This is a genomic window from Pseudomonas xanthosomatis (assembly GCF_019139835.1).
GTDB classification, from domain to species: domain Bacteria; phylum Pseudomonadota; class Gammaproteobacteria; order Pseudomonadales; family Pseudomonadaceae; genus Aquipseudomonas; species Aquipseudomonas fakonensis.
Window position 1 is genome coordinate 1260450 of sequence record NZ_CP077075.1, and the last position, 24551, is coordinate 1285000.

Sequence of the window (24551 nt, forward strand, 5' to 3'; positions counted from 1 at the left end):
TCGGTCCAGGGCCATAGAGATACCGGCAGCCTAATAGTATTTGTCCGCGACGGCCATGTTGTGCGGCCATCCTTGCCAAGACGAGGGTATAGATGAAGCGAGTGCGTTGCCTGTGGGTTATCGGCTGGTTGTGTCTGCCCTTGATTGCCCTGGCCGGGCCGGGCATGCCGGTGGCGGTTGTGCTGGAGCCTGCGCAGCAGCAGTGGCTGGATGCACACCGCAGCCTGCGCGTGGGGCTGGTGCTGCAGGCACCCTACGCCCAGTTCGACCGGCGCCTGCAGCAGTTCTACGGGGCGAATGTCGAGCTGGTCAGCGCCCTGGCGCAAAACCTCAAGCTTGACCTGACCTGGCGCGGCTTCAACGACGAGGCGGCGCTGGAGCATGCCTTGCTGGCCGGCGAGATCGATTTTGCCCCGGGCCTGACCCAGACCCCGGCCAGCCTGCGCAACTGGCTGTTCAGCGACCCCTACATGCGCGTGCCGCAACTGGTGGTGGGCATGCGCAGCGGCGCGGTGGCGGTGGAGCTGGAAAAACTCGGTGTCAACGACCGGGTGGCGGTGCGCATGCCGTCGCGCCTGGCCGACTACTTGCGCGGTAACTATGCCAACCTCAACCTGCAGGGCGTGCCCAACGAGCGTGAGGCGCTGCAACTGGTGCTGGGCGGGCAGGCCGGCTTTGCCGTGGTGGACGAGGCGCAGCTTAGCCGGTTGTCCCGCGAGAACGAATTCGCTGACCTGGCGGTGGTCGGCGATATCGGCCTGCCGCAGTTGCTGCGGGTGGGCTCGCGCCGTGACTGGCCGCTGCTGGCCGATGTGCTCGAACGCGGTTTGCAGGCGTTGCCGGCCAAGCAGCTCGAACAGATGCACCAGCGTTGGCTGCAACCCAAATATCCGCGGTTCTCCGAGTCGGCCGGGTTCTGGCAGAACCTGGCGCTGCTGTTCGGCCTGCTGCTGCTCTGCGCCATGGCCACCCTGGTGTGGCAGCGCCGCCAGCAGCGCGGGCTTGAGCGCGGCTTGCTGGCCGCGCGCGAAAGCCTGGCCGAACGGCAAACCCGCGAAGAGGCGCTGCGCCTGAGCCAGTTCTCCATCGACCAGAGCACCGTGGGTATTCTGTGGGTCAACTGGGACAGCCATATCCGCTACGCCAATCACGCCGCCGAGCGCATGCTCGGGTTCGCCGAGGGCGTTTTGCTCGACCGGCCGCTGATCGATATCGAGCCGAACCTGAGCATGGACCGCTGGCTTGAGCTGTGGAAGCGCGCCCGCTCGGGCGAGGGCGGCGACCTGCAGTTCGAAAGCCAGGTGCGCAGCGCCGGCGGCGAGCTGCTGCCGGTGGACCTTTCGCTGTCGTTCTTGCGCTTTCGCGACGCCGAGTACCTGGTGGTGTTCGTCACCGACGTCACCGAGCGCCGCCGCGCCCTGGCCGCCCTGCGCGAGAGCGAGGCGCGGCTCAAGGGTATTGCCGGCAACGTGCCGGGGCTGGTGTTTCGCCTGGAGCGCGACGCGGCCGAGGGCGAGCTGGAATTCCCCTACATCAGCGAGGGCAGCGAGGCTCTGGTGGGTTACGCCCCGGCGGCGATCCAGCACCCGGACATGGGCCTGCGCAACCTGGTGCACCCCGAGGACCGCGCCGATTACCACCGGGTGCAGGATATCGCCCTGGCCGGCGACCAGGACTGGTCGTGGCAGGGCCGCATCCTTACCCGCGAGGGCGAGCAGCGCTGGGCCGACATCAAGGCCACCACCCGCCGCCTGGGTGATGGCCGGGTGGTATGGGACGGAGTGGTGTGGGACATCACCCAGGGCAAGCAAGCCGAACTGGCCCTGGCCGGTTCACAAGAGCAGTTGCGCGAGCTGTCGGCGCACCTGGAAAGCGTGCGTGAGGAAGAAAAGGCGCGCATCGCCCGCGAGGTGCATGACGAGCTGGGGCAGATGCTTACTGTGCTCAAGCTCGAGGTGTCGATGTGCGAGCTGGCCTACGCCGAGCTGGATGCCGGGCTGAACGAGCGCCTGGCCAGCATGAAGCGCCTGATTGCCCAGCTGTTCCAGCTGGTGCGCGATGTGGCTACCGCATTGCGCCCGCCGATCCTTGATGCCGGCATCGCTTCGGCCATCGAATGGCAGGCCCGGCGCTTCGAGGCGCGCACGCAGATCCCGTGCCTGGTGCAGGTGCCGGATAATCTGCCACCCTTGAGCGATGCCAAGGCCACCGGGCTGTTCCGTATTTTGCAGGAGGCGCTGACCAACGTGATGCGCCACGCCCAGGCGCACACCGTGCAGATCGAGCTGGTGCGCGAGGGGCAGCAGTTGCGCCTGACGGTGATCGACGACGGTGCAGGCTTTGCCATCGATGCCGCGCGGCCTGCATCGTTCGGCCTGGTGGGGGTAAGGGAGCGGGTATTGATGCTGGGCGGCAGCATGACCCTGGACAGCGAGCCGGGCGAGGGCACCAGCCTGAGCGTGGCGATTCCATTGATGCAGGAGAGACAGTCGTGATTCGAGTGCTGGTGGCCGAAGACCACACCATCGTCCGTGAGGGCATCAAGCAGTTGATCGGCCTGGCCAAGGACATGCAGGTGGCCGGCGAGGCGGGAAATGGCGAGCAGCTGCTGGACACCCTGCGGCATACGCACTGCGAGGTGGTGTTGCTGGATATCTCGATGCCCGGGGTCAACGGCCTGGAGGCGATCCCGCGTATCCGCGCGCTGAACAACCCGCCGGCGATCCTGATGCTGTCGATGCACGACGAGGCGCAGATGGCGGCACGGGCGCTGAAGGCCGGGGCGGCGGGCTATGCCACCAAGGACAGCGACCCGGCGCTGCTGCTGACCGCCATACGCCGGGTGGCGGGGGGAGGGCGCTATATCGACCCGGCCCTGGCCGACCGCATGGTGTTCGAGGTGGGCCTGACCGAGACCCGGCCGTTGCATACGTTGTTGTCCGAGCGCGAATTCTCGGTGTTCGAGCGCCTGGCCCAAGGCGCCAACGTCAACGACATCGCCCTGCAGCTGGCGCTGTCGAACAAGACCATCAGCACCCACAAGGCGCGGCTGATGCAGAAGCTCAAGGTGAACTCGCTGGCGGAGCTGGTGAAGTACGCCATGGAGCACAAGCTGGTGTGAGTGTTCTGGTTGCGACCCTGTACTGCCGAGCCCTTGTGGGAGCGGGCTTGCCCGCGAAAGGGCCTGGCCTGCTGATCTCGGTGGCTGCACCGGCCTCTTCGCGGGCAAGCCCGCTCCCACAGGGATGGGCGTACGGTCTGAAAACGCCACTCGTGTAGGGATTGCCCTACAGCAACTCTTCCACCCGGATGATGGCATTCTCTCAGCACCGCCGATTTCCGCACCCTCGCCGCTCTTCTACGCTGTTGCCTACGCAGTCATTCCAACAAGAAGGTGCAGGGCATGAGCGAGGCGAATTCGAACGAGACGCTGGTCAGCTTCCGTGGTGTGCAGAAGAGCTACGACGGCGAATCGCTGATCGTCAAAGACCTCAACCTGGACATTCGTAAGGGCGAGTTCCTCACCCTGCTCGGCCCTTCCGGCTCGGGCAAGACCACCAGCCTGATGATGCTGGCCGGCTTCGAGACCCCCACCGCCGGCGAGATCCAGCTGGCCGGGCGCTCGATCAACAACGTGCCGCCGCACAAGCGCGACATCGGTATGGTGTTCCAGAACTACGCGCTGTTCCCGCACATGACCGTGGCCGAAAACCTGGCCTTCCCCTTGAGCGTGCGCAACCTGAGCAAGACCGACATCAGCGAGCGGGTCAAGCGCGTGCTCAACATGGTCCAGCTGGATGCCTTCGCCAAGCGCTACCCCGGCCAGCTGTCCGGCGGCCAGCAGCAGCGCGTGGCGCTGGCCCGGGCCTTGGTGTTCGAGCCGCAGCTGGTGCTGATGGACGAACCGCTGGGGGCGCTGGACAAACAACTGCGTGAACACATGCAGATGGAGATCAAGCACATCCACCAGCGCCTGGGCGTGACCGTGGTGTACGTGACCCACGACCAGGGCGAGGCGCTGACCATGTCTGACCGGGTGGCGGTGTTCCACCAGGGCGAGATCCAGCAGATCGCCGACCCGCGCACCCTCTACGAAGAACCCTGCAACACCTTCGTCGCCAACTTCATCGGCGAGAACAACCGCATCAACGGCACCCTGCTGGCCAGCGACGGCAAGCGCTGCCAGGTGCAACTGGGCCGTGGCGAGCGGGTCGAGGCGCTGGCGGTGAACGTCGGCCAGGCCGGCGAGCCGGTGACCCTGTCGATTCGCCCCGAGCGGGTACGCCTGAACGGCCACAGCGAGAACTGCGCAAACCGCTTCTCTGGCCGGGTGGCCGAGTTCATCTACCTGGGCGACCACGTGCGGGTGCGCCTGGAAGTCTGCGGCAAGGCTGATTTTTTCGTGAAACAGCCGATTGCCGAGCTCGACCCGGCCCTGGCCGTGGGCGATGTGGTACCGCTGGGCTGGGAGGTGGAGCACGCCCGCGCGCTCGATCCGATTGCACAAGCCCACTGATGGATTGCTTCACCAACCCTGTACTGTGGAGAGAATAATAATGCGCAAGCAGTTGAAACTGACCGCCCTGGCCCTCGGCCTGTGCGTCGCCGGGCAGGCCCTGGCCGCCGACCTCACCGTGGTGTCGTTCGGTGGTGCCAACAAGGCGGCCCAGGTGAAGGCGTTCTACGAGCCATGGGAGAAGGCCGGCAAGGGCAAGATTGTCGCCGGTGAGTACAACGGCGAAATGGCCAAGGTCAAAGCCATGGTCGACACCAACAGCGTGTCCTGGAACCTGGTGGAAGTGGAGTCGCCGGAGCTGGCCCGCGGTTGCGACGAGGGCATGTTCGAAGAACTTGACCCTGCGCTGTTCGGCAACGAGTCGGACTACGTCAAGGGCGCCATCCAGCCATGCGGCGTGGGCTTCTTCGTGTGGTCCACGGTGCTGGCCTACAACGCCGACAAACTCAAGACCGCACCGACCAGCTGGGCAGATTTCTGGGACACCGAGAAATTCCCGGGCAAGCGCGGCCTGCGCAAGGGCGCCAAGTACACCCTGGAGTTCGCCCTGATGGCCGACGGCGTGGCGCCGAAGGACGTGTATCAGGTGCTGGGCACCAAAGAGGGCCAGGACCGCGCGTTCAAGAAGCTCGACCAGCTCAAACCGAGCATCCAGTGGTGGGAAGCCGGCGCCCAGCCGCCGCAGTACCTGGCCTCGGGTGACGTGGTCATGAGCTCGGCCTACAACGGGCGCATTGCCGCGGTGCAGAAAGAGAGCAACCTCAAGGTGGTGTGGAACGGCGGCATCTACGACTTCGACGCCTGGGCCATCCCCAAAGGCGCCAAGAATGCCGACGAGGCGAAGAAGTTCATCGCCTACACCGTGCAGCCCGAGCAGCAGAAGACCTACTCCGAGAACATCGCCTACGGCCCGGCCAACTCCAAGGCGGTACCGCTGCTGGCGGACGCGGTGAAGAAGGACATGCCGACCACGCCTGAGAACATCGCCAACCAGGTGCAGATCGACGTGGCCTTCTGGGCCGACAACAGCGAACAGCTGGAGCAACGCTTCAACGCCTGGGCGGCGAAGAAGTAACCAGCCGATAGACGGGGCCGCGTTGCGGCCCAATCGCTGGCAAGCCAGCTCCTGCAGGGTTTTGTGCAGGAGCCGGCTTGCCGGCGATAGCCCCCACCCCAGTTTTCCCGGAGTTCGCCATGGCCATTGCAGTGCCAACCCAAGAAGGCGCAGGCCCAAGCCTGAAACAGCGCCTCAAGCATGCCGAGCGGGTCAACCGCTGGAAGGCCCAGGCGTTGATCGCGCCGCTGGCGCTGTTCCTGTTGCTGGTGTTCCTGGTGCCGATTGCGGCGCTGTTGTACAAGAGCGTCGGCAACCCCGAGGTGGTCGCCGGCCTGCCGCGCACCGTCGAGGCGGTGGCGCAGTGGGATGGCAAGAGCCTGCCCGGCGAGGAGGTCTACAAGGCCCTGAGCCAGGACCTGGCCGAGTCACGCAAGAACCAGACCCTGGGCGATTTGTCCAAGCGCCTGAACATGGAGCTGGCCGGCTACCGCAGCCTGCTGGCCAAGACTGCGCGGGCGCTGCCGTTCAAGGCAGAACCTGCTTCTTATAAAGATGCGCTGCAAAGCCTCGACGAGCGCTGGGGCGACCCGGCCTACTGGCAGGCGATCCGCCGCAATACCAGCACGGTGACCTCGTTCTACCTGCTGGCCTCGGTCGACCACCGTATCGACGACCTGGGCGAACTAGCCAAGGCCACCCCGGACCAGGCCATCTACCTGGATATCTTTGCCCGCACCCTGTGGATGGGCGTGGTGATCACAGCCATCTGCCTGGTGCTGGCGTACCCGCTGGCCTACCTGCTGGCCAACCTGCCGACCCGTCAGAGCAACCTGCTGATGATTCTGGTGCTGCTGCCGTTCTGGACTTCGATTCTGGTGCGGGTTGCGGCGTGGATCGTGCTGTTGCAGTCCGGCGGGCTCATCAACAGTGCGCTGATGGCCATGGGCATCATCGACCAGCCGCTGGAACTGGTGTTCAACCGCACCGGGGTGTACATCTCGATGGTGCACATCCTGCTGCCGTTCATGATCCTGCCGCTGTACAGCGTGATGAAGGGCATCTCGCCCAGCTACATGCGCGCGGCGATCTCGCTGGGCTGCCACCCGTTCGCCAGCTTCTGGCGGGTGTACTTCCCGCAGACTTACGCAGGCGTGGGCGCCGGCTGCCTGCTGGTATTCATCCTTGCCATCGGCTACTACATCACCCCGGCGCTGCTGGGCAGCCCCAACGACCAGATGGTCAGCTACTTCGTCGCCTTCTATACCAACACCAGCATCAACTGGGGCATGGCCACCGCCCTGGGCGGGCTGTTGCTGCTGGCGACCGTGCTGCTGTACCTGATCTATAGCTGGCTGGTCGGCGCCAGCCGCCTGCGCCTGAGCTGAGGAGCCTTGTCATGCTGAGCCCCTACATGTCGCCTGTAGAGCGGGTGTGGTTCTACACCCTGCGCATTCTCTGCGGTTTGATTCTGCTGTTTCTGGTGTTGCCGGTGCTGGTGATCGTGCCGCTGTCGTTCAACAGCGGGAGTTTTCTGGTGTACCCGCTGCAGGGCTTTTCGCTGCACTGGTACCAGGATTTCTTTGCCTCGGCCGAGTGGATGCGTGCGCTGAAGAACAGCATCATCGTCGCCCCGGCGGCCACCGTGCTGGCCATGGTGTTCGGCACCCTGGCCTCGATCGGCCTGACCCGCAGCGACTTCCCCGGCAAGTCGCTGGTGATGGCGCTGGTGATTTCGCCGATGGTGGTGCCGGTGGTGATCATCGGCGTGGCCAGCTACCTGTTCTTCGCCCCGCTGGGGCTGGGCAACAGCTTCACTTCGCTGATTCTGGTGCATGCGGTGCTGGGCGTGCCGTTCGTCATCATCACCGTGTCGGCCACCCTGCAGGGCTTCAACTACAACCTGGTGCGCGCGGCAGCCAGCCTGGGTGCCTCGCCGCTGCTGGCTTTTCGCCGGGTGACCCTGCCGCTGATCGCGCCCGGGGTGATCTCGGGGGCGTTGTTCGCCTTTGCCACCTCGTTCGATGAAGTGGTGGTGACGCTGTTCCTCGCAGGCCCTGAGCAGGCCACCCTGCCGCGGCAGATGTTCAGCGGTATTCGCGAGAACCTGAGCCCGACCATTGCGGCGGCAGCGACCTTGCTGATCGCGTTTTCGGTGGTGTTGTTGCTGACCCTGGAGTGGTTGCGCGGGCGTAGCGAGAAGCTGCGGACCCAGCAGCCGGGCTGATTTGCATGCTTTGAAGCGGCCCGTGGGAGCGGGCTTGCACCGCGATGGCGGCGGTGGGTTTACCATCGCCATCGCGGGGCAAGCCCGCTCCCACGCGGCGTGAGTTGTCGACCGACGCACACCCTTGATACCAATCAGCCCTCATCGCATTCCCTGAGTTACAATGCGCGCCACCGTGATTCTGCCAACAGGTGCGCCATGCAGCCCTACGCTATTGCCCCCTCCATTCTTTCCGCCGATTTCGCCCGCCTGGGCGAGGATGTGGACAAGGTTCTGGCCGCCGGGGCCGACATCGTCCACTTCGATGTCATGGACAACCACTACGTGCCCAACCTGACCATCGGCCCGATGGTCTGCACCGCACTGCGTAAGTACGGCGTGACTGCGCCGATCGATGTGCACCTGATGGTCAGCCCGGTCGACCGCATCATCGGCGACTTCATCGAGGCCGGCGCCAGCTACATCACCTTCCACCCGGAAGCCTCGCAGCACATCGACCGTTCGCTGCAACTGATCAAGGACGGCGGCTGCAAGGCCGGCCTGGTGTTCAACCCGGCCACCAGCCTGGACGCCCTGAAATACGTGATGGACAAGGTCGACATGGTGCTGCTGATGAGCGTCAACCCAGGCTTTGGCGGGCAGAAGTTCATCCCCGGCACCCTCGACAAGTTGCGCGAGGCCCGCGCCCTGATCGACGCCAGCGGCCGTGACATCCGCCTGGAGATCGACGGCGGCGTCAACGTCAACAACATCCGCGAGATCGCCGCCGCTGGCGCCGATACCTTCGTGGCCGGCTCGGCGATCTTCAACGCTCCGGACTACAAAGAAGTCATCGACAAGATGCGGGCCGAACTGGCGCTGGCACGCCCATGAGCGGCTTCGAGCAGCTGTTCCCGGGGACGCTGCCCAGGCTGGTGATGTTCGATCTGGATGGCACCTTGATCGACTCGGTACCGGACCTGGCTGCAGCGGTCGACCGCATGCTGCTCGAACTCGGGCGCGAGCCCGCAGGGCTTGAAGCCGTGCGCCGCTGGGTGGGCAACGGCGCCCAGGTGCTGGTGCGCCGCGCCCTGGCCGGTGGTATCGAACACGACAGCGTGGACGATGAGCTGGCCGAGCGCGCCCTGGCGCTGTTCATGGAGGCCTACGCCGAAAGCCACGAGCTGACGGTGGTTTACCCCGGCGTGCAGGACACCCTGCGCTGGCTGAGCAAGCAGGGCGTGGAGATGGCGCTGATCACCAACAAGCCGGAGCGCTTCGTCGCCCCGCTGCTGGACCAGATGAAGATCGGCCGTTATTTCCGCTGGATCATCGGCGGCGACACCCTGCCACAGAAAAAACCCGACCCGGCGGCGCTGCTGTTTGTCATGAAGATGGCCGGTGTGTCCCCCGCCGAGTCGCTGTTCGTCGGCGATTCGCGCAGCGACGTACTGGCGGCCAAGGCCGCCGGGGTGCAGTGCGTGGGCCTGAGCTATGGCTACAACCACGGCCGCCCGATCGACGAAGAGCACCCCAGCCTGGTACTCAGTGACCTGCGGCTGCTGTTGCCTGGTTGCTTAGTCACCGACACTGGGATAACGTTGGCGGACCTTCAAGCCCCGCACAGCAGAGACAACGACGTGGTGGTTACCGGCAAATTCTGGATGAAAGTCATCAAGGCCCTGGCCCGCTGGCGCTGGCGCGCCTGACTTATGCCCGCCGGCGCCTGCCGGCCCGTCCGCTTGCCCGACCCCATTGCTGCTTGCCACGAGGCTACCCATGACCCGCGAAGAATTCCTGCGCCTGGCCGCTGCCGGCTATAACCGCATCCCTTTGGCCTGTGAAACCCTGGCCGATTTCGACACGCCGCTGTCGATCTACCTCAAACTTGCCGATCAACCCAACTCGTACCTGCTCGAATCCGTGCAGGGTGGCGAGAAGTGGGGCCGCTACTCGATGATCGGCCTGCCGTCGCGCACCGTACTGCGCGTGCACGGCTACCACGTCAGCATCCTGCAGGATGGCGTCGAGGTAGAAAGCCATGACGTCGAAGACCCGCTGGCCTTCGTCGAGGCGTTCAAGGACCGTTACAAGGTCGCCGACATCCCGGGCCTGCCGCGCTTCAACGGTGGCCTGGTCGGCTACTTCGGCTACGACTGCGTGCGTTATGTGGAAAAACGCCTGGGCGCCAGCCCCAACCCGGACCCGCTGGGGGTGCCGGACATCCTGCTGATGGTTTCCGACGCGGTGGTGGTGTTCGACAACCTGGCCGGCAAGATGCACGCCATCGTGTTGGCCGACCCCAGCGACGAGCAGGCCTTCGAACAGGGCCAGGCCCAGCTGCAGGGCCTGCTTGAGAAACTGCGCCAGCCGATTACCCCGCGCCGTGGCCTTGACTTGGGTGGCCCGCAGGCCGCTGAACCTGAGTTTCGCTCCAGCTACACCCGCGAGGATTACGAGAACGCGGTCGGCCGTATCAAGGAATACATCCTGGCCGGTGATTGCATGCAGGTGGTGCCGTCGCAGCGCATGTCGATCGACTTCAAGGCAGCGCCCATCGACCTGTACCGCGCCCTGCGCTGCTTCAACCCGACCCCTTACATGTACTTCTTCAACTTCGGTGACTTCCACGTGGTGGGCAGCTCGCCGGAGGTATTGGTGCGGGTCGAGGACAATCTGGTCACCGTACGCCCGATCGCCGGTACCCGCCCGCGCGGCGCCACCGAAGAAGCCGACCGTGCGCTGGAAGACGACCTGCTGTCGGACGACAAGGAGATCGCCGAGCACCTGATGCTGATTGACCTGGGCCGCAACGACGTGGGCCGGGTGTCCTCCACCGGCAGCGTGCGCCTGACCGAGAAGATGGTGATAGAGCGCTACTCGAACGTGATGCACATCGTCTCCAACGTCACCGGCCAGTTGGCCGAAGGGCTGACGGCGATGGACGCGCTGCGGGCTATCCTGCCGGCCGGCACCTTGTCGGGGGCGCCGAAGATTCGCGCCATGGAAATCATCGATGAACTGGAACCGGTCAAGCGTGGCGTCTACGGCGGTGCCGTGGGCTACCTGGCCTGGAACGGCAACATGGACACCGCCATCGCCATCCGCACTGCAGTGATCAAGGATGGCGAGCTGCACGTGCAGGCCGGCGGCGGCATTGTCGCCGACTCGGTGCCAGCCCTGGAATGGGAAGAAACCATCAACAAGCGTCGGGCGATGTTCCGCGCGGTGGCCCTTGCCGAGCAAACCTGCAAGGGCTGAACAGGCTGTGGTCCATGAACCCGGCGGGCCGCCAAAGGCCGCCGGAGCCCCCGTATTCAAGAGGTTCGTTCCAGATGCTACTGATGATCGACAACTACGACTCGTTCACCTACAACGTCGTGCAATACCTCGGCGAGCTGGGTGCAGCGGTCAAGGTCATCCGCAATGACGAGATGACCATCGAACAGATCGAAGCGCTCAACCCCGAGCGCATCGTGGTTTCCCCCGGCCCTTGCACCCCCAGCGAAGCGGGCGTGTCCATCGAGGCGATCCTGCACTTTGCCGGCAAGCTGCCGATTCTGGGTGTTTGCCTGGGCCACCAGTCCATCGGCCAGGCTTTTGGTGGTGACGTGGTGCGTGCCCGCCAGGTGATGCACGGCAAGACCAGCCCGGTGGTGCACCGCGACCTGGGCGTGTTCGAAGGGCTGAACAACCCGCTGACCGTAACCCGCTACCATTCGTTGGTGGTCAAGCGCGAAACGCTGCCTGATTGCCTGGAAGTGACCGCCTGGACCGCCCATGCCGACGGTTCGGTGGACGAGATCATGGGCCTGCGCCACAAGACACTGAACATCGAGGGGGTGCAGTTCCACCCCGAGTCGATCCTCACCGAGCAGGGCCACGAGCTGTTCGCCAACTTCCTCAAGCAGACCGGCGGCCGCCGTTAAGGAACGAGCATGGATATCAAGACTGCGTTGAGTCGTATCGTCGGCCACCTGGACCTTTCCACCGACGAGATGCGTGACGTGATGCGCCAGATCATGACCGGCCAGTGCAGCGAGGCGCAGATCGGCGCCTTTCTGATGGGCATGCGCATGAAGAGCGAGAGCATCGACGAGATCGTCGGCGCGGTGTCGGTGATGCGTGAGCTGGCCGACAAGGTCGAACTCAAGAGCCTTGACGGCGTGGTCGACATCGTCGGCACCGGTGGCGATGGCGCCAACATCTTCAACGTTTCCACCGCTTCGTCGTTTGTGCTGGCGGCGGCCGGTTGCACCGTGGCCAAGCATGGCAACCGTGCGGTGTCGGGCAAGAGCGGCAGCGCCGACTTGCTGGAGGCCGCCGGCATTTACCTGAACCTGACGCCGGTGCAGGTAGCCCGCTGCATCGACAGCCTTGGCATCGGCTTCATGTTCGCCCAGACCCACCACAGCGCCATGAAGCACGCCGCAGGCCCGCGCCGGGACTTGGGCCTGCGTACCCTGTTCAACATGCTCGGCCCGCTTACGAATCCGGCTGGGGTCAAGCACCAGGTGGTCGGGGTGTTTACCCAGGCCCTGTGCCGCCCGCTGGCCGAGGTGCTGCAGCGCCTGGGCAGCAAGCATGTGCTGGTGGTGCATTCCAAGGACGGCCTGGACGAGTTCAGCCTGGCGGCGCCAACCTTCGTGGCCGAGCTCAAGAACGGTGAAATCACTGAGTATTGGGTCGAGCCCGAAGACCTCGGCATGAAGAGCCAGAGCCTGCACGGCCTGGCGGTGGAGAACCCGCAAGCCTCGCTTGAGCTGATTCGCGATGCGCTGGGCCGACGCAAGACCGAGAACGGCCAGAAGGCTGCCGAAATGATCGTACTGAACGCCGGCGCCGCACTGTACGCCGCCGACCATGCCATGACCCTGGCCCAGGGTGTGGAACTGGCCCACGATGTGCTGCACACCGGGCTGGCCTGGGAAAAACTGCAGGAGCTGGGCGCCTTTACTGCGGTATTCAAGGTGGAGAACGAAGCATGAGTGTCCCGACGGTGCTGGAAAGGATTATCGCCCGCAAGTTTCAGGAAGTGGCCGAGCGCAGTGCGCGTGTGAGCCTGGCCGAGCTTGAGCGCCTGGCGAAAACCGCCGATGCCCCCCGAGGTTTTGCCAATGCGCTGATCGAGCAGGCCAAGCTGAAAAAGCCGGCGGTGATTGCCGAAATCAAGAAAGCCTCGCCGAGCAAGGGCGTGATTCGCGAGAACTTCGTGCCGGCAGAGATTGCCGTCAGTTACGAGAAGGGCGGGGCGACTTGCCTGTCGGTGCTCACCGACGTGGATTACTTCCAGGGCGCAGACCAATACCTGCAGCAGGCCCGCGCGGCGGTTTCGCTGCCGGTGATCCGCAAGGACTTCATGGTCGACCCGTACCAGATCGTCGAGGCCCGGGCCCTGGGCGCCGATTGTGTGCTGCTGATCGTCTCGGCGCTGGATGACGTGAAGATGGCCGAGCTGGCCGCCACCGCCAAGGACGTCGGCCTCGACGTGCTGGTGGAAGTACACGACGGCGACGAGCTGGAGCGCGCGCTGAAAACCCTCGACACCCCGCTGGTCGGCGTCAACAACCGTAACCTGCACACCTTCGAAGTCAGCCTGGAAACCACCCTCGACCTGCTGCCGCGCATTCCGCGCGACCGCCTGGCGATCACCGAGAGCGGCATTCTCAACCGTGCCGATGTCGAGCTGATGGAAATCAACGAGGTGTATTCGTTCCTGGTCGGTGAGGCATTCATGCGTGCCGAGCAGCCGGGGCTGGAGCTGCAGCGGTTGTTCTTCCCTGACCAGGTGAAGAAGACCGTTCAGCCACTGGACTGAGCGAACCAAGCCGGCGTATCTGCCGGCTTTTTTATATGCCTGCAATGGCCCTTTCGCGGGTAAACCCGCTCCCACAGGATGCGCGTCGCTTTCAATCCTGTGAAAGACCTGTGGGAGCGGGTTCACCCGCGAAGAGGCCGGCAAAGATAACAACATAGGTGGATCAATGACCGATCAACCCCTGGCCCTCACCGTCGAGCAGGGCCTGCACGCCGAACAGGAACTGCTGGCCGCCGTCTGCCGTGGCGAGCGTGAGGCTGGCGTATTGTTCTGGCGCCCCATCGACCACGCCCTGGTGATGCCGCGGCGCATGAGCCGGCGGGATAACTTCGAGGCCGCCTGCGCTGAGCTTGCCATCGCCGGCTGGCCGGTGCTGCTGCGTGAAACCGGCGGCGAGCCGGTACCGCAGTCGCACTCGACGGTAAACGTGGCGCTGGTCTATGTGGCGCCGCGTAGCGAAGGCGATCATGGTCGTATCGAAAATGCCTACGAACGCCTGTGCCTGCCGCTGTGCGAGGTGCTGCGCGAATGGGGTGGGGTGGCTTCGGTGGGGGAGATCGACGGCGCCTTCTGCGATGGCCGCTACAACGTCAACCTCAATGGCCGCAAGCTGGTGGGCACGGCCCAGCGCTGGCGCCAGGGCTTGGGCGGCAAGCGCCCGGTGGTGCTGGTGCATGGTGCGCTGTTGCTGGACAACGAGCGCGAGTCGATGGTGGCGGCGGTCAACCGCTTCAACGAGTGCTGCGAGCTGGAGCAGCGTTGCCGGGCAGACAGCCATATCGCCCTGCACGAAGTGTCCCCTGCAGCGCCCTGGTTCGAGCGCCTGTCACAGGCTTATGCCGAAGTCATCGCAGCGCTGCCTGCCGATTAACGGGTGCCGTAGACCACCATGGTCTTGCCCTTGACCTGCACCAGGCTGCGTTCTTCGAGGTCCTTGAGTACGCGGCCGACCATCTCCCGCGAGCAACCGACGATACGGCCGATTTCCTGGCGGGTGATCTTGATCTGCATGCCGTCGGGGTGGGTCATGGCGTCGGGCTGCTTGCACAGGTCGAGCAGGCAGCGGGCCACGCGCCCGGTGACATCGAAAAAGGCCAGATCGCCGACCTTGCGCGTGGTGTTGCGCAGGCGCTGAGCCATCTGGCTGCCCAGGGCGTAGAGGATGTCCGGGTCCTGGCGGCCGAGTTCGCGGAACTTGTCGTAGCTGATCTCGGCCACTTCGCATTCGGTCTTGGCCCGCACCCAGGCGCTGCGCTGGTGCTCCTGGCCGGCCGGCTCGAACAACCCCAGCTCGCCGAAGAAGTCGCCGCTGTTGAGGTAGGCGATGATCATTTCGTGGCCGTCGTCGTCTTCGATGACGATGGTCACCGAGCCCTTGAGGATGAACGACAGCGTCTCTGCCCGGTCGCCGGCGCAGATGATGTTGCTCTTGGCGGCATAGCGACGGCGCTGGCAGTGGGCCAGGAGCTTGTCGATATTCTTGATCTTGGCGGGGAGAAGGACTGGGGAGACCATCACGAAATCCTGTTCGATGCGACGCATGGGCTTTTTATGGGCTGCCTGGCGGTGCATGCCAGCCAATTGGCGCCAGCTTATCAGACAGTACCGGGGGTATCGGCATAAAAGCGCCTTCTCTTGAGCTTTTCCGACAGCCTTACAAGGACTAAGCTGGCAGCCTTTTACGAATTGTGGAGTGCGGGTAGATGAAGGCACGTATCCAATGGGCCGGTGAAGCGATGTTCCTCGGCGAGTCGGGGAGCGGCCACGTGGTGGTCATGGACGGCCCGCCCGAAGCCGGTGGACGCAACCTGGGCGTGCGCCCGATGGAGATGCTGCTGCTTGGCCTGGGTGGTTGCAGCAGCTTCGACGTGGTGAGCATCTTGAAGAAATCGCGCCAGGCGGTGGAAAGCTGCGAAGCCTTCCTTGAGGCCGAGCGTGCCAGCGAAGACCCGAAGGTGTTCACCAAGATCCACATGAACTTCGTGGTCAAGGGCCGTGCTTTGAAAGAAGCCCAGGTCAAGCGCGCGGTGGAGCTGTCGGCCGAGAAGTATTGCTCGGCGTCGATCATGCTCGAGCGGGCCGGGGTGGAAATTACCCACGGCTACGAGATCGTCGAACTGGGTTGAGCGGTGCTGGCACCTGGCGGTCGGTCAGGTGCCTTGTTGACGGCGTGGCTCGGCAACCAGAAGCAGTGCCAGCCCGGGGACAAGGGCGAGCAGCAACCAGTGCAGGTTGTAACCCAGTAGCCCGGCGATTTCTGTTGTGTTCCAGGTGTTGCCGAACGCGTCGGCGAACAGCAGGCACTGCAGCCAGGCGACTAGCGTGGCGCACAACGCGAACAGGCCGAGCAGCCAGCGGCGGTTTTTGCAGAAACTGCCCGGCAGCATGAACAGCAATTGGCCCGGCACGGTGAAGATCAGCAGCTCCACCAGGCTGTTGCCATCGGGGGCGGCGATGTCGGGCAGCCTCAGACTGAACGCTTCACCGAAGCTTGCGCTCAGCAAACAAACGAACAGGTAGGCCACGGGTATCAGCCCGAGGCTTTGCAGTGCCCGGGTGGCGAGCAAACGCAGGGTCACCGCTGCAATGCTGGCAGCAGGCGCAGCAGGCCGGCGGGCATTTTCGCGCGCAGCCTGGCGCTCAGCGCTTCACGGTGTTTCTGGTAGCGCACACCCAGTGCGATGACGCCCAGGCCGATCACCGTCAGTACCAGCGGGAACAGCAAGGAGTCGGCGAACACGTCGTAGGAAAGGTAGCCCAGGTAGGCGGCCACGCCCATGGCGCCGAACACCATGAACACCGGCCGGCGCAACAGCACGGCCAGGGCCATCAGCCCCAGGTTGATCAGGCAGTAGAACAACTTGCCCCATTGGCTACCGCTGTCCATCAGCGTCAGCCCGCCCCAGAACGCGGCCAGCCCGGCCAGGTAACCCCAGAACGCATAGTCACGCTCGGTGCGCCCGTCCACGGCAATGAATACCAGCAGCAGGCCCAGGCCGAACCATAACGACACCGTGCGGCGCTGGTCCCAGCTGAACAACTCGCCGTAGACCCATTCGCTCAAGTCCATGGACATGAACCACAGGGCCACGGCGATGGGCATGACGATGAACGGGAAGGGGATCAGGCGCAGCATCAGCAGGCCGGCCACCACGGTGGCGGCTTCCATCAGCAGCCAGCCGCCCTGCACGTAGGTGTAGTACTGGTGATAGTCGCCTTGCGCATCGTCCAGTGGCCACCAGCCGACCAGGCGTTGCACGGCAAACACCGCCAGCGGCACGATGCTCACGGCCACGGCGGCCAGCACCCCGGCGGCAATCGGCTGCTGGCGCCGTTGCAAGGCCAGGGCGTACAGGGTGATGCCGGCAATGTAGAGCAGGGCAACGGCGAGCAAGGCGATGTCGCCGATGCTCATCCAGGCCAGGGTCAGCAGCCAGCCCATGGCGCCCATGATCAGCAGGGCGCCGAAGTAGAAGGCCACGTGGGCGAGCTGGAAGCTGCCCGCAGTTGCCGGTTGCTGGCGCAGGAAGTCCAGCAGGGCACGGTCCTGGCCCGGTTGCAAAACACCTGCGCTTACCGCGCGTGCCAGGTCCTTGGCGTCGAAGCGTTCCATGCCGTGTGCCTCAGATGCGGTAGGTGCTCTTGGTCATGACCTTGGCCAGCAGGCTCATGCCGAAGCGCACCGGGGCGGGGAAGCGGTAGCCACCGGCCTCGAGAGCGGATTCGGCGTGGTGTTCTTCATCCACGCGCATCTGCTCGAGAATCGCCCGCGATTTGTTGTCGTTCTCGGGGATCTGCTCCAGGTGCTCGTCAAGGTGCTTGCACACCTGGTGCTCGGTGGCGGCGACGAAGCCCAGGCTGACCTTGTCGCTGACCAGCCCGGCGAGGGCGCCGATGCCGAACGACATGCCATAGAACAGTGGGTTGAGCACGCTGGGGTGGCTGTTGAGCTGGCGAATGCGTTGCTCGCACCAGGCCAGGTGGTCGATTTCTTCTTCTGCGGCATGCTCCATGGCCTTGCGTACCTGGGGCAGCTTGGCGGTCAGGGCCTGGCCCTGGTAGAGCGCCTGGGCGCAGACTTCACCGGTGTGGTTGATGCGCATCAACCCTGCGATGTGGCGGGACTGTTGCTCGTCGAACTCGGCATCGGGCTGGATGATCGCCGGCGACGGGCGAGAAGGTTGGCCGCTGAAGGGCAGCAAGGTGCGCATGGCGGTATCGGCCTGCAGCAACAAGCGGTCGAGCGGGGAGTAGTGACGTTCGGTGGCCATCGGGCACCTCCGCTGAAGTGATGCCCGACAGTCTACCTCAAACCCTGTGAGGGGGCTTGCCCTGGGTCAGCCCGGCGGCCAGTTCATCTGGCGCTGGCCAAGCACGTGCATGTGGATGTGGTAGACGGTCTGGCCGCCCTTGGGGTTGCAGTTCATGACCACGCGGAAGCCCTCTTCGCAGCCTTGCTCGACGGCCAGGCGCTGGGCGGTGAACAGGATGTGGCCGGCCAGGGCCTTGTCCTCTTCGGTCAGGTCATTGAGGGTGGGGATGTGCTTCTTGGGGATGACCAGGAAGTGGACCGGCGCCGCGGGGGCGATATCCTTGAAGGCGAGGATCTGGTCGTCTTCGTAGATGATATCCGCCGGGATTTCCCGGTTGATGATTTTGAGGAATAGATCGTCCACAGCACGTGCTCCATGGTGAGTGTGGGCCCGAGTGTACTTAAGGCGGGGGGCGCTCGCCCAGTGCTTATTCCAGGCCTTCCGGGCAGTAGCGGCGGTGGATGCGGCCTGCCAGCTTGCGTGCCAGCCAGCGTGGCAGCAGGCGCGGGGCGAAGGCCAGCCAGCGGTTGCGCCGGCCGGGGATTATGAACGCGCGGTTCTTGGCCAGGGCGCGCACGGTGTACAGCGCGATCTCCTCGGGGCTGGGGCTGCTGGCATCCAGGCGCGGAATGGGGCGCTTCGCCGAGCGCACCGGGCCGGGGCACAGCACTGAAACCTTGATGCCAGTGCGGCGCAGTTCTTCGCGCAGCGCTTCGCTGAAGCTCAGCACGTAGGCCTTGCTTGCCGCGTAGGCGGCCATCCACGGGCCCGGCGCCACCCCGGCAAGCCCCGCGACGTTGAGGATCTGCCCGCCACCCTGTACCGCCATCAGGTTGCCGATGGCATGGCAGAGGCGGCTCAAGGCGAGGATGTTGACCTCCAGCAGGTCCTGCTCGTCGGCCCATTCGTGGGCGAGGAACGGGCCGTAGGTGCGCTGGCCGGCGCAGTTGACCAGCAGGTCGATGCGCCGTTCGCCTTCTTCCAGCTCGAGCACGAAGCCGGACAGGCGCAGCGGCTGGCTGAGGTCGCAGGCGCGCAGCAGCACCTCGACGCCGAAGCGTTGCGCCAGTTCGATGGCCACCGGCTCAAGCGTTTCGCGCTGGCGTGCCACCAGGATCAGGTTGCGCCCGCGCCGCGCCAGGGCTTCCGCCAGGGCCAGGCCCAGGCCGCTGGAAGCACCGGTGATCATGGCGTAACGGGTCATGCGCGGCTCCTGGGGGGCGTGGGGCGCCTAGTGTACAGGCTGGCGTTTTTGCTACAAGACGTTGCTGCCCAGCTGGCTGGTACGTTTCAGCGCGGCCTGGTATTCGCCCTCCAGGCGCCGGATCAGCTCTTTTGTGGTGGGCAGGTCATCGATGCCGCCGACGCCCTGGCCGGCAGACCACACGGTTTTCCAGGCCTTGGCTTCTTCGTCCAGCGGCTTGAGTTTGCCAGCCTCGTGGCTTTTCAACGTGGTCAGGTCGTAGCCGGCCTGCTCCAGGCTTTGGCGCAGGAAGCTGGCGGGGATGCCCGACACTGCGGGGGTGTGCACGATGTCGGCGGCAGCCGCGCCGAGAATCATCTGTTTGTACTCGTCCTGCGCGTGGCTTTCGCGGGTGGCGATAAAGCGTGTGCCCATGTAGCCCAGGTCGGCGCCCAGCAACTGGGCGGCGAGCAGCTCATGGCCGTGGTTCAGGCAGCCGGCCAGCAGCAGGGTCTTGTCGAAGAACTGGCGGATTTCGGCCACCAGGGCGAACGGGCTCCAGGTGCCGGCATGGCCACCGGCACCGGCGGCGACGGCAATCAGCCCGTCGACGCCGGCTTCGGCGGCCTTTTCGGCGTGGCGGCGGGTAGTCACATCGTGGAACACCAGGCCGCCATAGGCATGCACGGCGTCGACCACCTCCTTCACGGCGCCCAGGCTGGTGATCACGATGGGAACCTGATGCTCGACACACAGTGCCAGGTCGGCCTGCAACCTGGGGTTGCTGGGGTGCACGATCAGGTTGACGGCATAGGGGGCTGGCGCCTGCAACTGCGCCAGGCCCGCCTCGATTTCCTCCAGCCAGGCCTTGAAACCTGCGCTGTCGCGCTGGTTGAGGGCCGGGAAACTGCCCACCACACCATGGGCGCAGCAGGCCAGTACCAGTTGCGGGTTGGAGATCAGGAACATCGGCGCGGCCACCAGGGGCAGGCGCAGGCGCTGTTCGAGCGAGGCGGGCAAGGGCATGGGGTTACTCCTGTAAACGGCGGGGAATGTTCAGAACGGCTTGACCACCACCAGGATGGCGATGCCCAGCAGGATCAGTACCGGCGCCTCGTTGAACCAGCGGTAGTACACGTGGCTGCGGGTGTTGGTGCCGGCGGCGAAGCGTTTGCGCTGGGCGCCGCACATGTGATGGTAGACGGTGAGCACGGCCACCAGGGTGAGCTTGGCGTGCAGCCAGCCCTGGCTCAACCAGCCGGGGTTGAGGTAGAGCATCCAGCCGCCGAACACGTAGGTGGCGATCATCGCCGGGTTCATGATGCCGCGGTACAGCTTGCGTTCCATGGTGATGAAGCGGTCCAGGCTGATGCTGTCGCTGCTCTGGGCGTGATAGACGAACAGGCGCGGCAGGTAGAACAGGCCGGCGAACCAGCAGACCACGCTGACGATATGCAGCGCTTTGATCCATAGATAAAGCATGAACGGTTCCTTCAGGTTTTCACGGTCGTCCGAATAGTAGTGGCCAGGCGCCGAAGGGTCATGCAGAGAGTTGTTACAGACGCCTTGCGCCCCTATTATCGTGCGCTTTCCAGTCGGCTCGTTGATAAGGGGCAAGCGTTATGATCAAGGTCGGTATCGTCGGCGGCACGGGTTACACCGGTGTCGAACTGCTGCGTCTGCTGGCGCAGCACCCACAGGCGGAAGTTGCGGTCATCACCTCGCGTTCCGAGGCGGGCGTGGCGGTTGCCGACATGTACCCGAACCTGCGCGGCCATTATGACGGGCTGTGCTTCAGCGTGCCGGACAGCCAGGCCCTCGGCGCTTGCGACGTGGTGTTCTTCGCCACCCCGCACGGCGTGGCCCATGCCCTGGCCGGCGAGCTGCTGGCGGCTGGCACCAAGGTCATCGACCTGTCTGCGGACTTCCGCCTGCAGGATGCGGTGGAGTGGGGCAAGTGGTACGGCCAGCCCCATGGCGCACCGGAGCTACTGGCTGACGCGGTGTACGGCCTGCCGGAGGTCAACCGCGAGAAAATCCGCCAGGCGCGCCTGATTGCCGTGCCGGGCTGCTACCCGACCGCCACCCAGCTGGGCTTCCTGCCGCTGCTGGAAGCGGGCCTGGCCGACCCGTCCCGGCTGATTGCCGACTGCAAGTCGGGTGTCAGTGGTGCCGGCCGTGGTGCTGCGGTGGGTTCGCTGTTCTGCGAAGCTGGCGAGAGCATGAAGGCCTATGCGGTCAAGGGCCACCGCCACCTGCCGGAAATCAGCCAGGGCCTGCGCCTGGCCGCAGGCAAGGATATCGGCCTGACCTTCGTGCCGCACCTGACGCCGATGATCCGTGGCATCCACGCCACGCTGTACGCCAACGTCGTCGACACCTCGGTGGACCTGCAGGCGCTGTTCGAGAAGCGTTATGCCAATGAACCGTTCGTCGATGTGATGCCGGCCGGCAGCCACCCGGAAACCCGCAGCGTGCGCGGTGCCAACGTGTGCCGTATCGCCGTGCACCGTCCGCAAGGTGGTGACCTGGTGGTGGTGCTGTCGGTCATCGACAACCTGGTCAAGGGCGCGTCGGGCCAGGCGGTGCAGAACCTCAACATCCTGTTCGGGCTGGACGAGCGCATGGGCTTGTCACACGCCGGCCTGCTGCCGTAAGCGCAGGTTGAACGAGAAGGCCCGCCGCGTGCGGGCCTTTTCATTGGGGGCGACCAAAGCCGCACAATTCTTGACCGATTTTCTCGGACAAGCGGATAATACGCCTTATCGAGTTTTATGGCGGCACCACGCCGGGAGAATCAGCATGAGCGTCGAAACCTTCACCCCCACGGCTTTGGAGTTCACCCCAGGCGCTGCCCACAAGGTGAAGACCCTGGTCAGCGAAGAGGGCAATGAGCGCCTTAAACTGCGCGTCTTCGTCACCGGCGGCGGTTGCTCGGGCTTCCAGTACGGCTTCACCTTCGATGAAGACGTGGCCGATGACGACACCATCGTCGAGCGCGAAGGCGTGGCGTTGGTGGTCGACCCGATGAGCTACCAGTACCTGGCTGGCGCCGAAGTGGACTACCAGGAAGGCCTGGAAGGTTCGCGCTTCGTGATCAAGAACCCGAACGCCACCACCACCTGCGGGTGCGGTTCGTCGTTCTCGATCTGATCAGCAGGCTGTAATGCAAAACGCCGCGCTATTGCGCGGCGTTTTGCATTCTGCGGTTTGCTTACGCGGGGTAGATGGCGCCGAGCACGCGCAGGCCCCGGGCGGCGGTGACGCTGGGGCGGTTGGCGGGGATGCCTTCGAGGCAGCAGTGGGCCAGCCAGGCAAAGGCCATGCCCTCGACCCAGTCCGGGTCGACGCCGTGGGCGGCGGTGCTCGCGACCTGGGTTGCCGGTAGCAGCGCGTCCAGGCGGGTCATCAAGGCGCCGTTACGCGCGCCGCCGCCACATACCAGCAGCGCTTCGGTGCCCTGCTGGGCCTGGCGCAACGAGTCGACGATGCTGCGTGCGGTGAGCTCGAGCAGGGTGGCCTGTACGTCCTCGTCGCGGTACTGGGGCAGCCGCGCGAGGTGGCCGTCCAGCCAGGGCAGGTTGAATACCTCGCGGCCGGTGCTCTTGGGGCCGCTGCCGGCGAAGAAGGGGTCGCTTAGCAGGCTGTTCAGCAGGTCGGCTTGCGGGGTGCCGCTGGCCGCCCAGCTACCATTGGCGTCGTATGCCTGGCCGCGCTTGCGCTCGATCCAGGTATCCATCAGTACGTTGCCAGGGCCGCAGTCGAAGCCGTGCACCGGTTGGTCCTGTTCGATCAGGCTGAGGTTGCTGAAACCACCTACGTTCAATACTGCCAGGCGTTGGCCGATGTGGCCGAACAGCGCTTCATGGAAGGCTGGCACCAAGGGTGCACCCTGGCCGCCGGCTGCCACGTCGCGCCGACGGAAGTCACCGACTACGCAGATGCCGGTCAGCTCGGCCAGCAGGGCCGGGTTGCCGATTTGCACGGTGAAACCGCGGGCCGGTTCGTGGCGGATGGTCTGGCCGTGGCTGCCGATGGCGCGGATGGCGCCGGCCTGCAGGCCTTGTTCGCCCAGTAGGTGATTGATGCCTTCGGCTGCCAGGGTTGCCCAGCGGTTTTCTGCCAGGGCTGCGCGGGCGATCTCGTCCGGGCCGCTGGCGCACAGGGCGAGCAGGGCCTGGCGCAGATCGGCCGGCATGGGGATGTAGTGGGTGGCGAGCAGCCGGGGCTGCTCGTGCTGTTCGATCAGGGCAATGTCCAGGCCGTCGAGGCTGGTGCCGGACATCACCCCTATATAAAGCGCCATGGGTCAGCGCTTGTTGGCGGCGAGCAGGGTGGCCTTTTCCTGGTCCATACGGGCGATCAGGGGCTGGCTCTGCTGGTTGAAGCGGGCGCGTTCGGCCTTGGCGATCGGGTCGGCCATCGGCACCTTCTGGCTCAGCGGGTCGACGTGCACACCGTTGACCTGGAACTCGTAGTGCAGGTGCGGGCCGGTAGACAGGCCGGTGGTGCCGATGTAGCCGATTACCTGGCCCTGCTTGACCATGCTGCCGGTCTTGATGCCCTTGGCGAAGCCTTGCATGTGGCCGTACAGCGTCTTGTAGGAGTTGCCGTGGGCGATGATTACGGTGTTGCCGTAACCGCCACGGCGGCCGGCCAGCTCGATGCGGCCATCGCCGGCTGCCTTGATCGGTGTGCCGCGAGGGGCGGCGTAGTCGACGCCCTTGTGGGCGCGGATCTTGTTCAGGATCGGGTGCTTGCGGCCTGCGGAGAAACGCGAGCTGATGCGGGCGAAGTCTACCGGGGTGCGGATGAATGCCTTGCGCAGGCTGTTGCCGTCGGCGGTGTAGTAGTTGGTGTTGCCCTGCTTGTTGGTGTAGCGCACGGCGGTGTAGGTCTTGCCGCGGTTGGTGAAGCGCGCGGAGAGGATGTTGCCGGTACCGACCACCTTGTCGTCGATCATCTTCTGCTCGTAGACCACGTCGAATTCGTCGCCAGGGCGGATGTCCTGAGCGAAGTCGATGTCGTAACCGAGGATGCGCGCCATATCCATGGTCATGCTGTGGGACAGGCCGGCGCGCTGGGCAGAGGCCGACAGCGAGCTTTTGATCACACCATGGGCGTAGGCAGTACGCACCACAGGCTTGGTGACTTCGCGATCGAAGCTGTAGCCCTTGTCGGTGCGGGTCAGTCGGATGCTCTCGAGGGTGCTGACCTGGCTGTGCAGGCTGGCCAGTTGGCCGTCCTTGTCCAGTTCGAACTGCAGCACCTGGCCATGCTTGAGCTGGCTGAACTGCTTGGCTTGCTTGTTGCTGGCCAGCACGTCGTGTACCACGTTGGCAGGCAGGCCGACCTTGTTGAACAGAGTCGAAAGGGTGTCGCCACGGGCAACCACCACTTCGCGGTGGCCGGGGGCCTGCTCTTGCTGCTTGGCGACTGCTGCCGGCTCGGCTTTGCTATC

Annotated in this window: 26 protein-coding genes (1 of these 26 only partly in view); 16 read left to right on the plus strand and 10 right to left on the minus strand. The window is 64.9% G+C overall.

Annotation, left to right across the window (positions count from 1 at the left end):
* The first annotated feature begins 92 nt into the window (after nt 1-92).
* From KSS93_RS05465 to KSS93_RS05525, 13 genes are all read left to right on the plus strand, one after another.
* Nucleotides 93-2495, plus strand: coding sequence for a PAS domain-containing sensor histidine kinase (locus tag KSS93_RS05465; RefSeq protein WP_217887481.1), 2403 nt, complete (start codon nt 93-95; stop codon nt 2493-2495).
* A complete protein-coding gene (locus tag KSS93_RS05470; RefSeq protein ID WP_217887482.1) occupies nt 2492-3121 on the plus strand; it encodes a response regulator in 630 nt (209 codons plus the stop codon). The genes KSS93_RS05465 and KSS93_RS05470 overlap by 4 nt, the downstream gene beginning before the upstream one ends.
* Before the next feature lie 282 nt (nt 3122-3403).
* Nucleotides 3404-4516, plus strand: a complete 1113-nt coding sequence (locus KSS93_RS05475; RefSeq protein ID WP_217841504.1) for an ABC transporter ATP-binding protein — start codon at nt 3404-3406, stop codon at nt 4514-4516.
* 40 nt (nt 4517-4556) lie between these two features.
* On the plus strand, nt 4557-5591 hold the full coding sequence (locus KSS93_RS05480) for an ABC transporter substrate-binding protein (RefSeq protein ID WP_217887483.1): 1035 nt from the start codon (nt 4557-4559) through the stop codon (nt 5589-5591).
* Nucleotides 5592-5710: 119 nt separating this feature from the next.
* A complete protein-coding gene (locus KSS93_RS05485; protein ID WP_217887484.1) occupies nt 5711-6958 on the plus strand; it encodes an ABC transporter permease in 1248 nt (415 codons plus the stop codon).
* 11 nt (nt 6959-6969) lie between these two features.
* Nucleotides 6970-7797: an ABC transporter permease gene (locus tag KSS93_RS05490; protein ID WP_217887485.1), complete on the plus strand. Its 828-nt coding sequence runs from the start codon at nt 6970-6972 to the stop codon at nt 7795-7797.
* A gap of 198 nt (nt 7798-7995) precedes the next feature.
* On the plus strand, nt 7996-8670 hold the full coding sequence (rpe, locus tag KSS93_RS05495; RefSeq protein WP_217887486.1) for a ribulose-phosphate 3-epimerase: 675 nt from the start codon (nt 7996-7998) through the stop codon (nt 8668-8670).
* Entirely contained in the window at nt 8667-9485 is an 819-nt protein-coding gene (locus KSS93_RS05500) for a phosphoglycolate phosphatase (RefSeq protein ID WP_217887487.1), read from the plus strand. The genes rpe and KSS93_RS05500 overlap by 4 nt, the downstream gene beginning before the upstream one ends.
* Nucleotides 9486-9555: 70 nt before the next feature.
* Nucleotides 9556-11037, plus strand: a complete 1482-nt coding sequence (trpE, locus tag KSS93_RS05505; protein WP_217887488.1) for an anthranilate synthase component I — start codon at nt 9556-9558, stop codon at nt 11035-11037.
* A 74-nt stretch (nt 11038-11111) separates the two neighbouring features.
* On the plus strand, nt 11112-11705 hold the full coding sequence (locus KSS93_RS05510) for an aminodeoxychorismate/anthranilate synthase component II (protein WP_217887489.1): 594 nt from the start codon (nt 11112-11114) through the stop codon (nt 11703-11705).
* A gap of 9 nt (nt 11706-11714) precedes the next feature.
* The gene (trpD, locus tag KSS93_RS05515) at nt 11715-12764 is read left to right on the plus strand and encodes an anthranilate phosphoribosyltransferase (protein ID WP_217841512.1); all 1050 of its coding nucleotides are present in this window, start codon (nt 11715-11717) and stop codon (nt 12762-12764) included.
* Entirely contained in the window at nt 12761-13594 is an 834-nt protein-coding gene (gene trpC, locus KSS93_RS05520) for an indole-3-glycerol phosphate synthase TrpC (protein WP_217887490.1), read from the plus strand. Before trpD ends, trpC begins: the two co-directional genes overlap by 4 nt.
* 166 nt (nt 13595-13760) lie before the next feature.
* Entirely contained in the window at nt 13761-14465 is a 705-nt protein-coding gene (locus KSS93_RS05525; RefSeq protein WP_217887491.1) for a lipoate--protein ligase family protein, read from the plus strand.
* On the opposite strand, the gene crp is transcribed toward KSS93_RS05525, so the two are convergent.
* Complete coding sequence (gene crp, locus KSS93_RS05530) at nt 14462-15109, minus strand: cAMP-activated global transcriptional regulator CRP (RefSeq protein ID WP_217843504.1); 648 nt, start codon at nt 15107-15109, stop codon at nt 14462-14464. The two genes, KSS93_RS05525 and crp, sit on opposite strands and share 4 nt — an antisense overlap.
* Nucleotides 15110-15297: 188 nt before the next feature.
* Here crp and KSS93_RS05535 point away from each other — a divergent pair, with 188 nt between their 5' ends.
* Complete coding sequence (locus KSS93_RS05535; protein WP_016715792.1) at nt 15298-15720, plus strand: OsmC family protein; 423 nt, start codon at nt 15298-15300, stop codon at nt 15718-15720.
* 24 nt (nt 15721-15744) lie between these two features.
* Here KSS93_RS05535 and KSS93_RS05540 read toward each other — a convergent pair whose 3' ends face one another.
* The 7 genes from KSS93_RS05540 to hemJ all read right to left on the minus strand — a co-directional run bounded on the left by KSS93_RS05540 (nt 15745) and on the right by hemJ (nt 20572).
* Nucleotides 15745-16173 (minus strand): hypothetical protein, encoded by a 429-nt coding sequence (locus KSS93_RS05540; RefSeq protein ID WP_225917293.1) that lies wholly within the window; start codon nt 16171-16173, stop codon nt 15745-15747.
* Entirely contained in the window at nt 16170-17207 is a 1038-nt protein-coding gene (locus tag KSS93_RS05545; RefSeq protein WP_217887492.1) for a DUF2157 domain-containing protein, read from the minus strand. The genes KSS93_RS05540 and KSS93_RS05545 overlap by 4 nt, the downstream gene beginning before the upstream one ends.
* A 10-nt stretch (nt 17208-17217) precedes the next feature.
* Complete coding sequence (gene coq7, locus KSS93_RS05550; protein WP_217887493.1) at nt 17218-17865, minus strand: 2-polyprenyl-3-methyl-6-methoxy-1,4-benzoquinone monooxygenase; 648 nt, start codon at nt 17863-17865, stop codon at nt 17218-17220.
* 66 nt (nt 17866-17931) lie between these two features.
* On the minus strand, nt 17932-18270 hold the full coding sequence (locus KSS93_RS05555; RefSeq protein ID WP_063542456.1) for a histidine triad nucleotide-binding protein: 339 nt from the start codon (nt 18268-18270) through the stop codon (nt 17932-17934).
* A 64-nt stretch (nt 18271-18334) separates the two neighbouring features.
* Nucleotides 18335-19111 (minus strand): SDR family NAD(P)-dependent oxidoreductase, encoded by a 777-nt coding sequence (locus tag KSS93_RS05560; RefSeq protein ID WP_217887494.1) that lies wholly within the window; start codon nt 19109-19111, stop codon nt 18335-18337.
* Between the two features lie 51 nt (nt 19112-19162).
* The gene (locus KSS93_RS05565; protein ID WP_217887495.1) at nt 19163-20116 is read right to left on the minus strand and encodes an NAD(P)H-dependent flavin oxidoreductase; all 954 of its coding nucleotides are present in this window, start codon (nt 20114-20116) and stop codon (nt 19163-19165) included.
* 30 nt (nt 20117-20146) lie between these two features.
* Nucleotides 20147-20572 (minus strand): protoporphyrinogen oxidase HemJ, encoded by a 426-nt coding sequence (hemJ, locus tag KSS93_RS05570; protein WP_217887496.1) that lies wholly within the window; start codon nt 20570-20572, stop codon nt 20147-20149.
* A 140-nt stretch (nt 20573-20712) separates the two neighbouring features.
* Here hemJ and argC point away from each other — a divergent pair, with 140 nt between their 5' ends.
* Complete coding sequence (gene argC, locus KSS93_RS05575) at nt 20713-21747, plus strand: N-acetyl-gamma-glutamyl-phosphate reductase (RefSeq protein WP_217887497.1); 1035 nt, start codon at nt 20713-20715, stop codon at nt 21745-21747.
* Between the two features lie 145 nt (nt 21748-21892).
* Nucleotides 21893-22243, plus strand: coding sequence for an iron-sulfur cluster insertion protein ErpA (erpA, locus tag KSS93_RS05580; RefSeq protein ID WP_050703544.1), 351 nt, complete (start codon nt 21893-21895; stop codon nt 22241-22243).
* A 61-nt stretch (nt 22244-22304) separates the two neighbouring features.
* On the opposite strand, the gene KSS93_RS05585 is transcribed toward erpA, so the two are convergent.
* Together KSS93_RS05585 and KSS93_RS05590 are read right to left on the minus strand one after the other, a co-directional pair.
* The gene (locus KSS93_RS05585) at nt 22305-23396 is read right to left on the minus strand and encodes an anhydro-N-acetylmuramic acid kinase (RefSeq protein ID WP_217887498.1); all 1092 of its coding nucleotides are present in this window, start codon (nt 23394-23396) and stop codon (nt 22305-22307) included.
* Nucleotides 23397-23399: 3 nt separating this feature from the next.
* On the minus strand, nt 23400-24551 hold the 3' portion of the coding sequence (locus tag KSS93_RS05590; protein WP_217887499.1) for a peptidoglycan DD-metalloendopeptidase family protein. The gene runs 264 nt beyond the window's last position; only the last 1152 of its 1416 coding nucleotides appear in the window; its start codon lies beyond the right edge, outside the window; the stop codon is at nt 23400-23402.

What these genes read in the sequence shown, in the direction of transcription:
- KSS93_RS05475 (WP_217841504.1), top strand. Translation starts at nt 3,404, where the DNA reads ATGAGCGAGGCGAATTCGAACGAGACGCTGGTCAGCTTCCGTGGTGTG.
- KSS93_RS05560 (WP_217887494.1), bottom strand. Translation starts at nt 19,111, where the DNA reads ATGACCCGTTACGCCATGATCACCGGTGCTTCCAGCGGCCTGGGCCTG.
- KSS93_RS05510 (WP_217887489.1), top strand. Translation starts at nt 11,112, where the DNA reads ATGCTACTGATGATCGACAACTACGACTCGTTCACCTACAACGTCGTG.
- trpD (WP_217841512.1), top strand. Translation starts at nt 11,715, where the DNA reads ATGGATATCAAGACTGCGTTGAGTCGTATCGTCGGCCACCTGGACCTT.
- trpC (WP_217887490.1), top strand. Translation starts at nt 12,761, where the DNA reads ATGAGTGTCCCGACGGTGCTGGAAAGGATTATCGCCCGCAAGTTTCAG.
- hemJ (WP_217887496.1), bottom strand. Translation starts at nt 20,572, where the DNA reads ATGCTTTATCTATGGATCAAAGCGCTGCATATCGTCAGCGTGGTCTGC.
- crp (WP_217843504.1), bottom strand. Translation starts at nt 15,109, where the DNA reads ATGGTCTCCCCAGTCCTTCTCCCCGCCAAGATCAAGAATATCGACAAG.
- KSS93_RS05585 (WP_217887498.1), bottom strand. Translation starts at nt 23,396, where the DNA reads ATGGCGCTTTATATAGGGGTGATGTCCGGCACCAGCCTCGACGGCCTG.
- coq7 (WP_217887493.1), bottom strand. Translation starts at nt 17,865, where the DNA reads ATGGCCACCGAACGTCACTACTCCCCGCTCGACCGCTTGTTGCTGCAG.
- argC (WP_217887497.1), top strand. Translation starts at nt 20,713, where the DNA reads ATGATCAAGGTCGGTATCGTCGGCGGCACGGGTTACACCGGTGTCGAA.
- KSS93_RS05465 (WP_217887481.1), top strand. Translation starts at nt 93, where the DNA reads ATGAAGCGAGTGCGTTGCCTGTGGGTTATCGGCTGGTTGTGTCTGCCC.
- KSS93_RS05480 (WP_217887483.1), top strand. Translation starts at nt 4,557, where the DNA reads ATGCGCAAGCAGTTGAAACTGACCGCCCTGGCCCTCGGCCTGTGCGTC.
- KSS93_RS05565 (WP_217887495.1), bottom strand. Translation starts at nt 20,116, where the DNA reads ATGCCCTTGCCCGCCTCGCTCGAACAGCGCCTGCGCCTGCCCCTGGTG.
- KSS93_RS05485 (WP_217887484.1), top strand. Translation starts at nt 5,711, where the DNA reads ATGGCCATTGCAGTGCCAACCCAAGAAGGCGCAGGCCCAAGCCTGAAA.
- KSS93_RS05490 (WP_217887485.1), top strand. Translation starts at nt 6,970, where the DNA reads ATGCTGAGCCCCTACATGTCGCCTGTAGAGCGGGTGTGGTTCTACACC.
- KSS93_RS05500 (WP_217887487.1), top strand. Translation starts at nt 8,667, where the DNA reads ATGAGCGGCTTCGAGCAGCTGTTCCCGGGGACGCTGCCCAGGCTGGTG.
- erpA (WP_050703544.1), top strand. Translation starts at nt 21,893, where the DNA reads ATGAGCGTCGAAACCTTCACCCCCACGGCTTTGGAGTTCACCCCAGGC.
- KSS93_RS05545 (WP_217887492.1), bottom strand. Translation starts at nt 17,207, where the DNA reads ATGGAACGCTTCGACGCCAAGGACCTGGCACGCGCGGTAAGCGCAGGT.
- rpe (WP_217887486.1), top strand. Translation starts at nt 7,996, where the DNA reads ATGCAGCCCTACGCTATTGCCCCCTCCATTCTTTCCGCCGATTTCGCC.
- KSS93_RS05525 (WP_217887491.1), top strand. Translation starts at nt 13,761, where the DNA reads ATGACCGATCAACCCCTGGCCCTCACCGTCGAGCAGGGCCTGCACGCC.
- trpE (WP_217887488.1), top strand. Translation starts at nt 9,556, where the DNA reads ATGACCCGCGAAGAATTCCTGCGCCTGGCCGCTGCCGGCTATAACCGC.
- KSS93_RS05535 (WP_016715792.1), top strand. Translation starts at nt 15,298, where the DNA reads ATGAAGGCACGTATCCAATGGGCCGGTGAAGCGATGTTCCTCGGCGAG.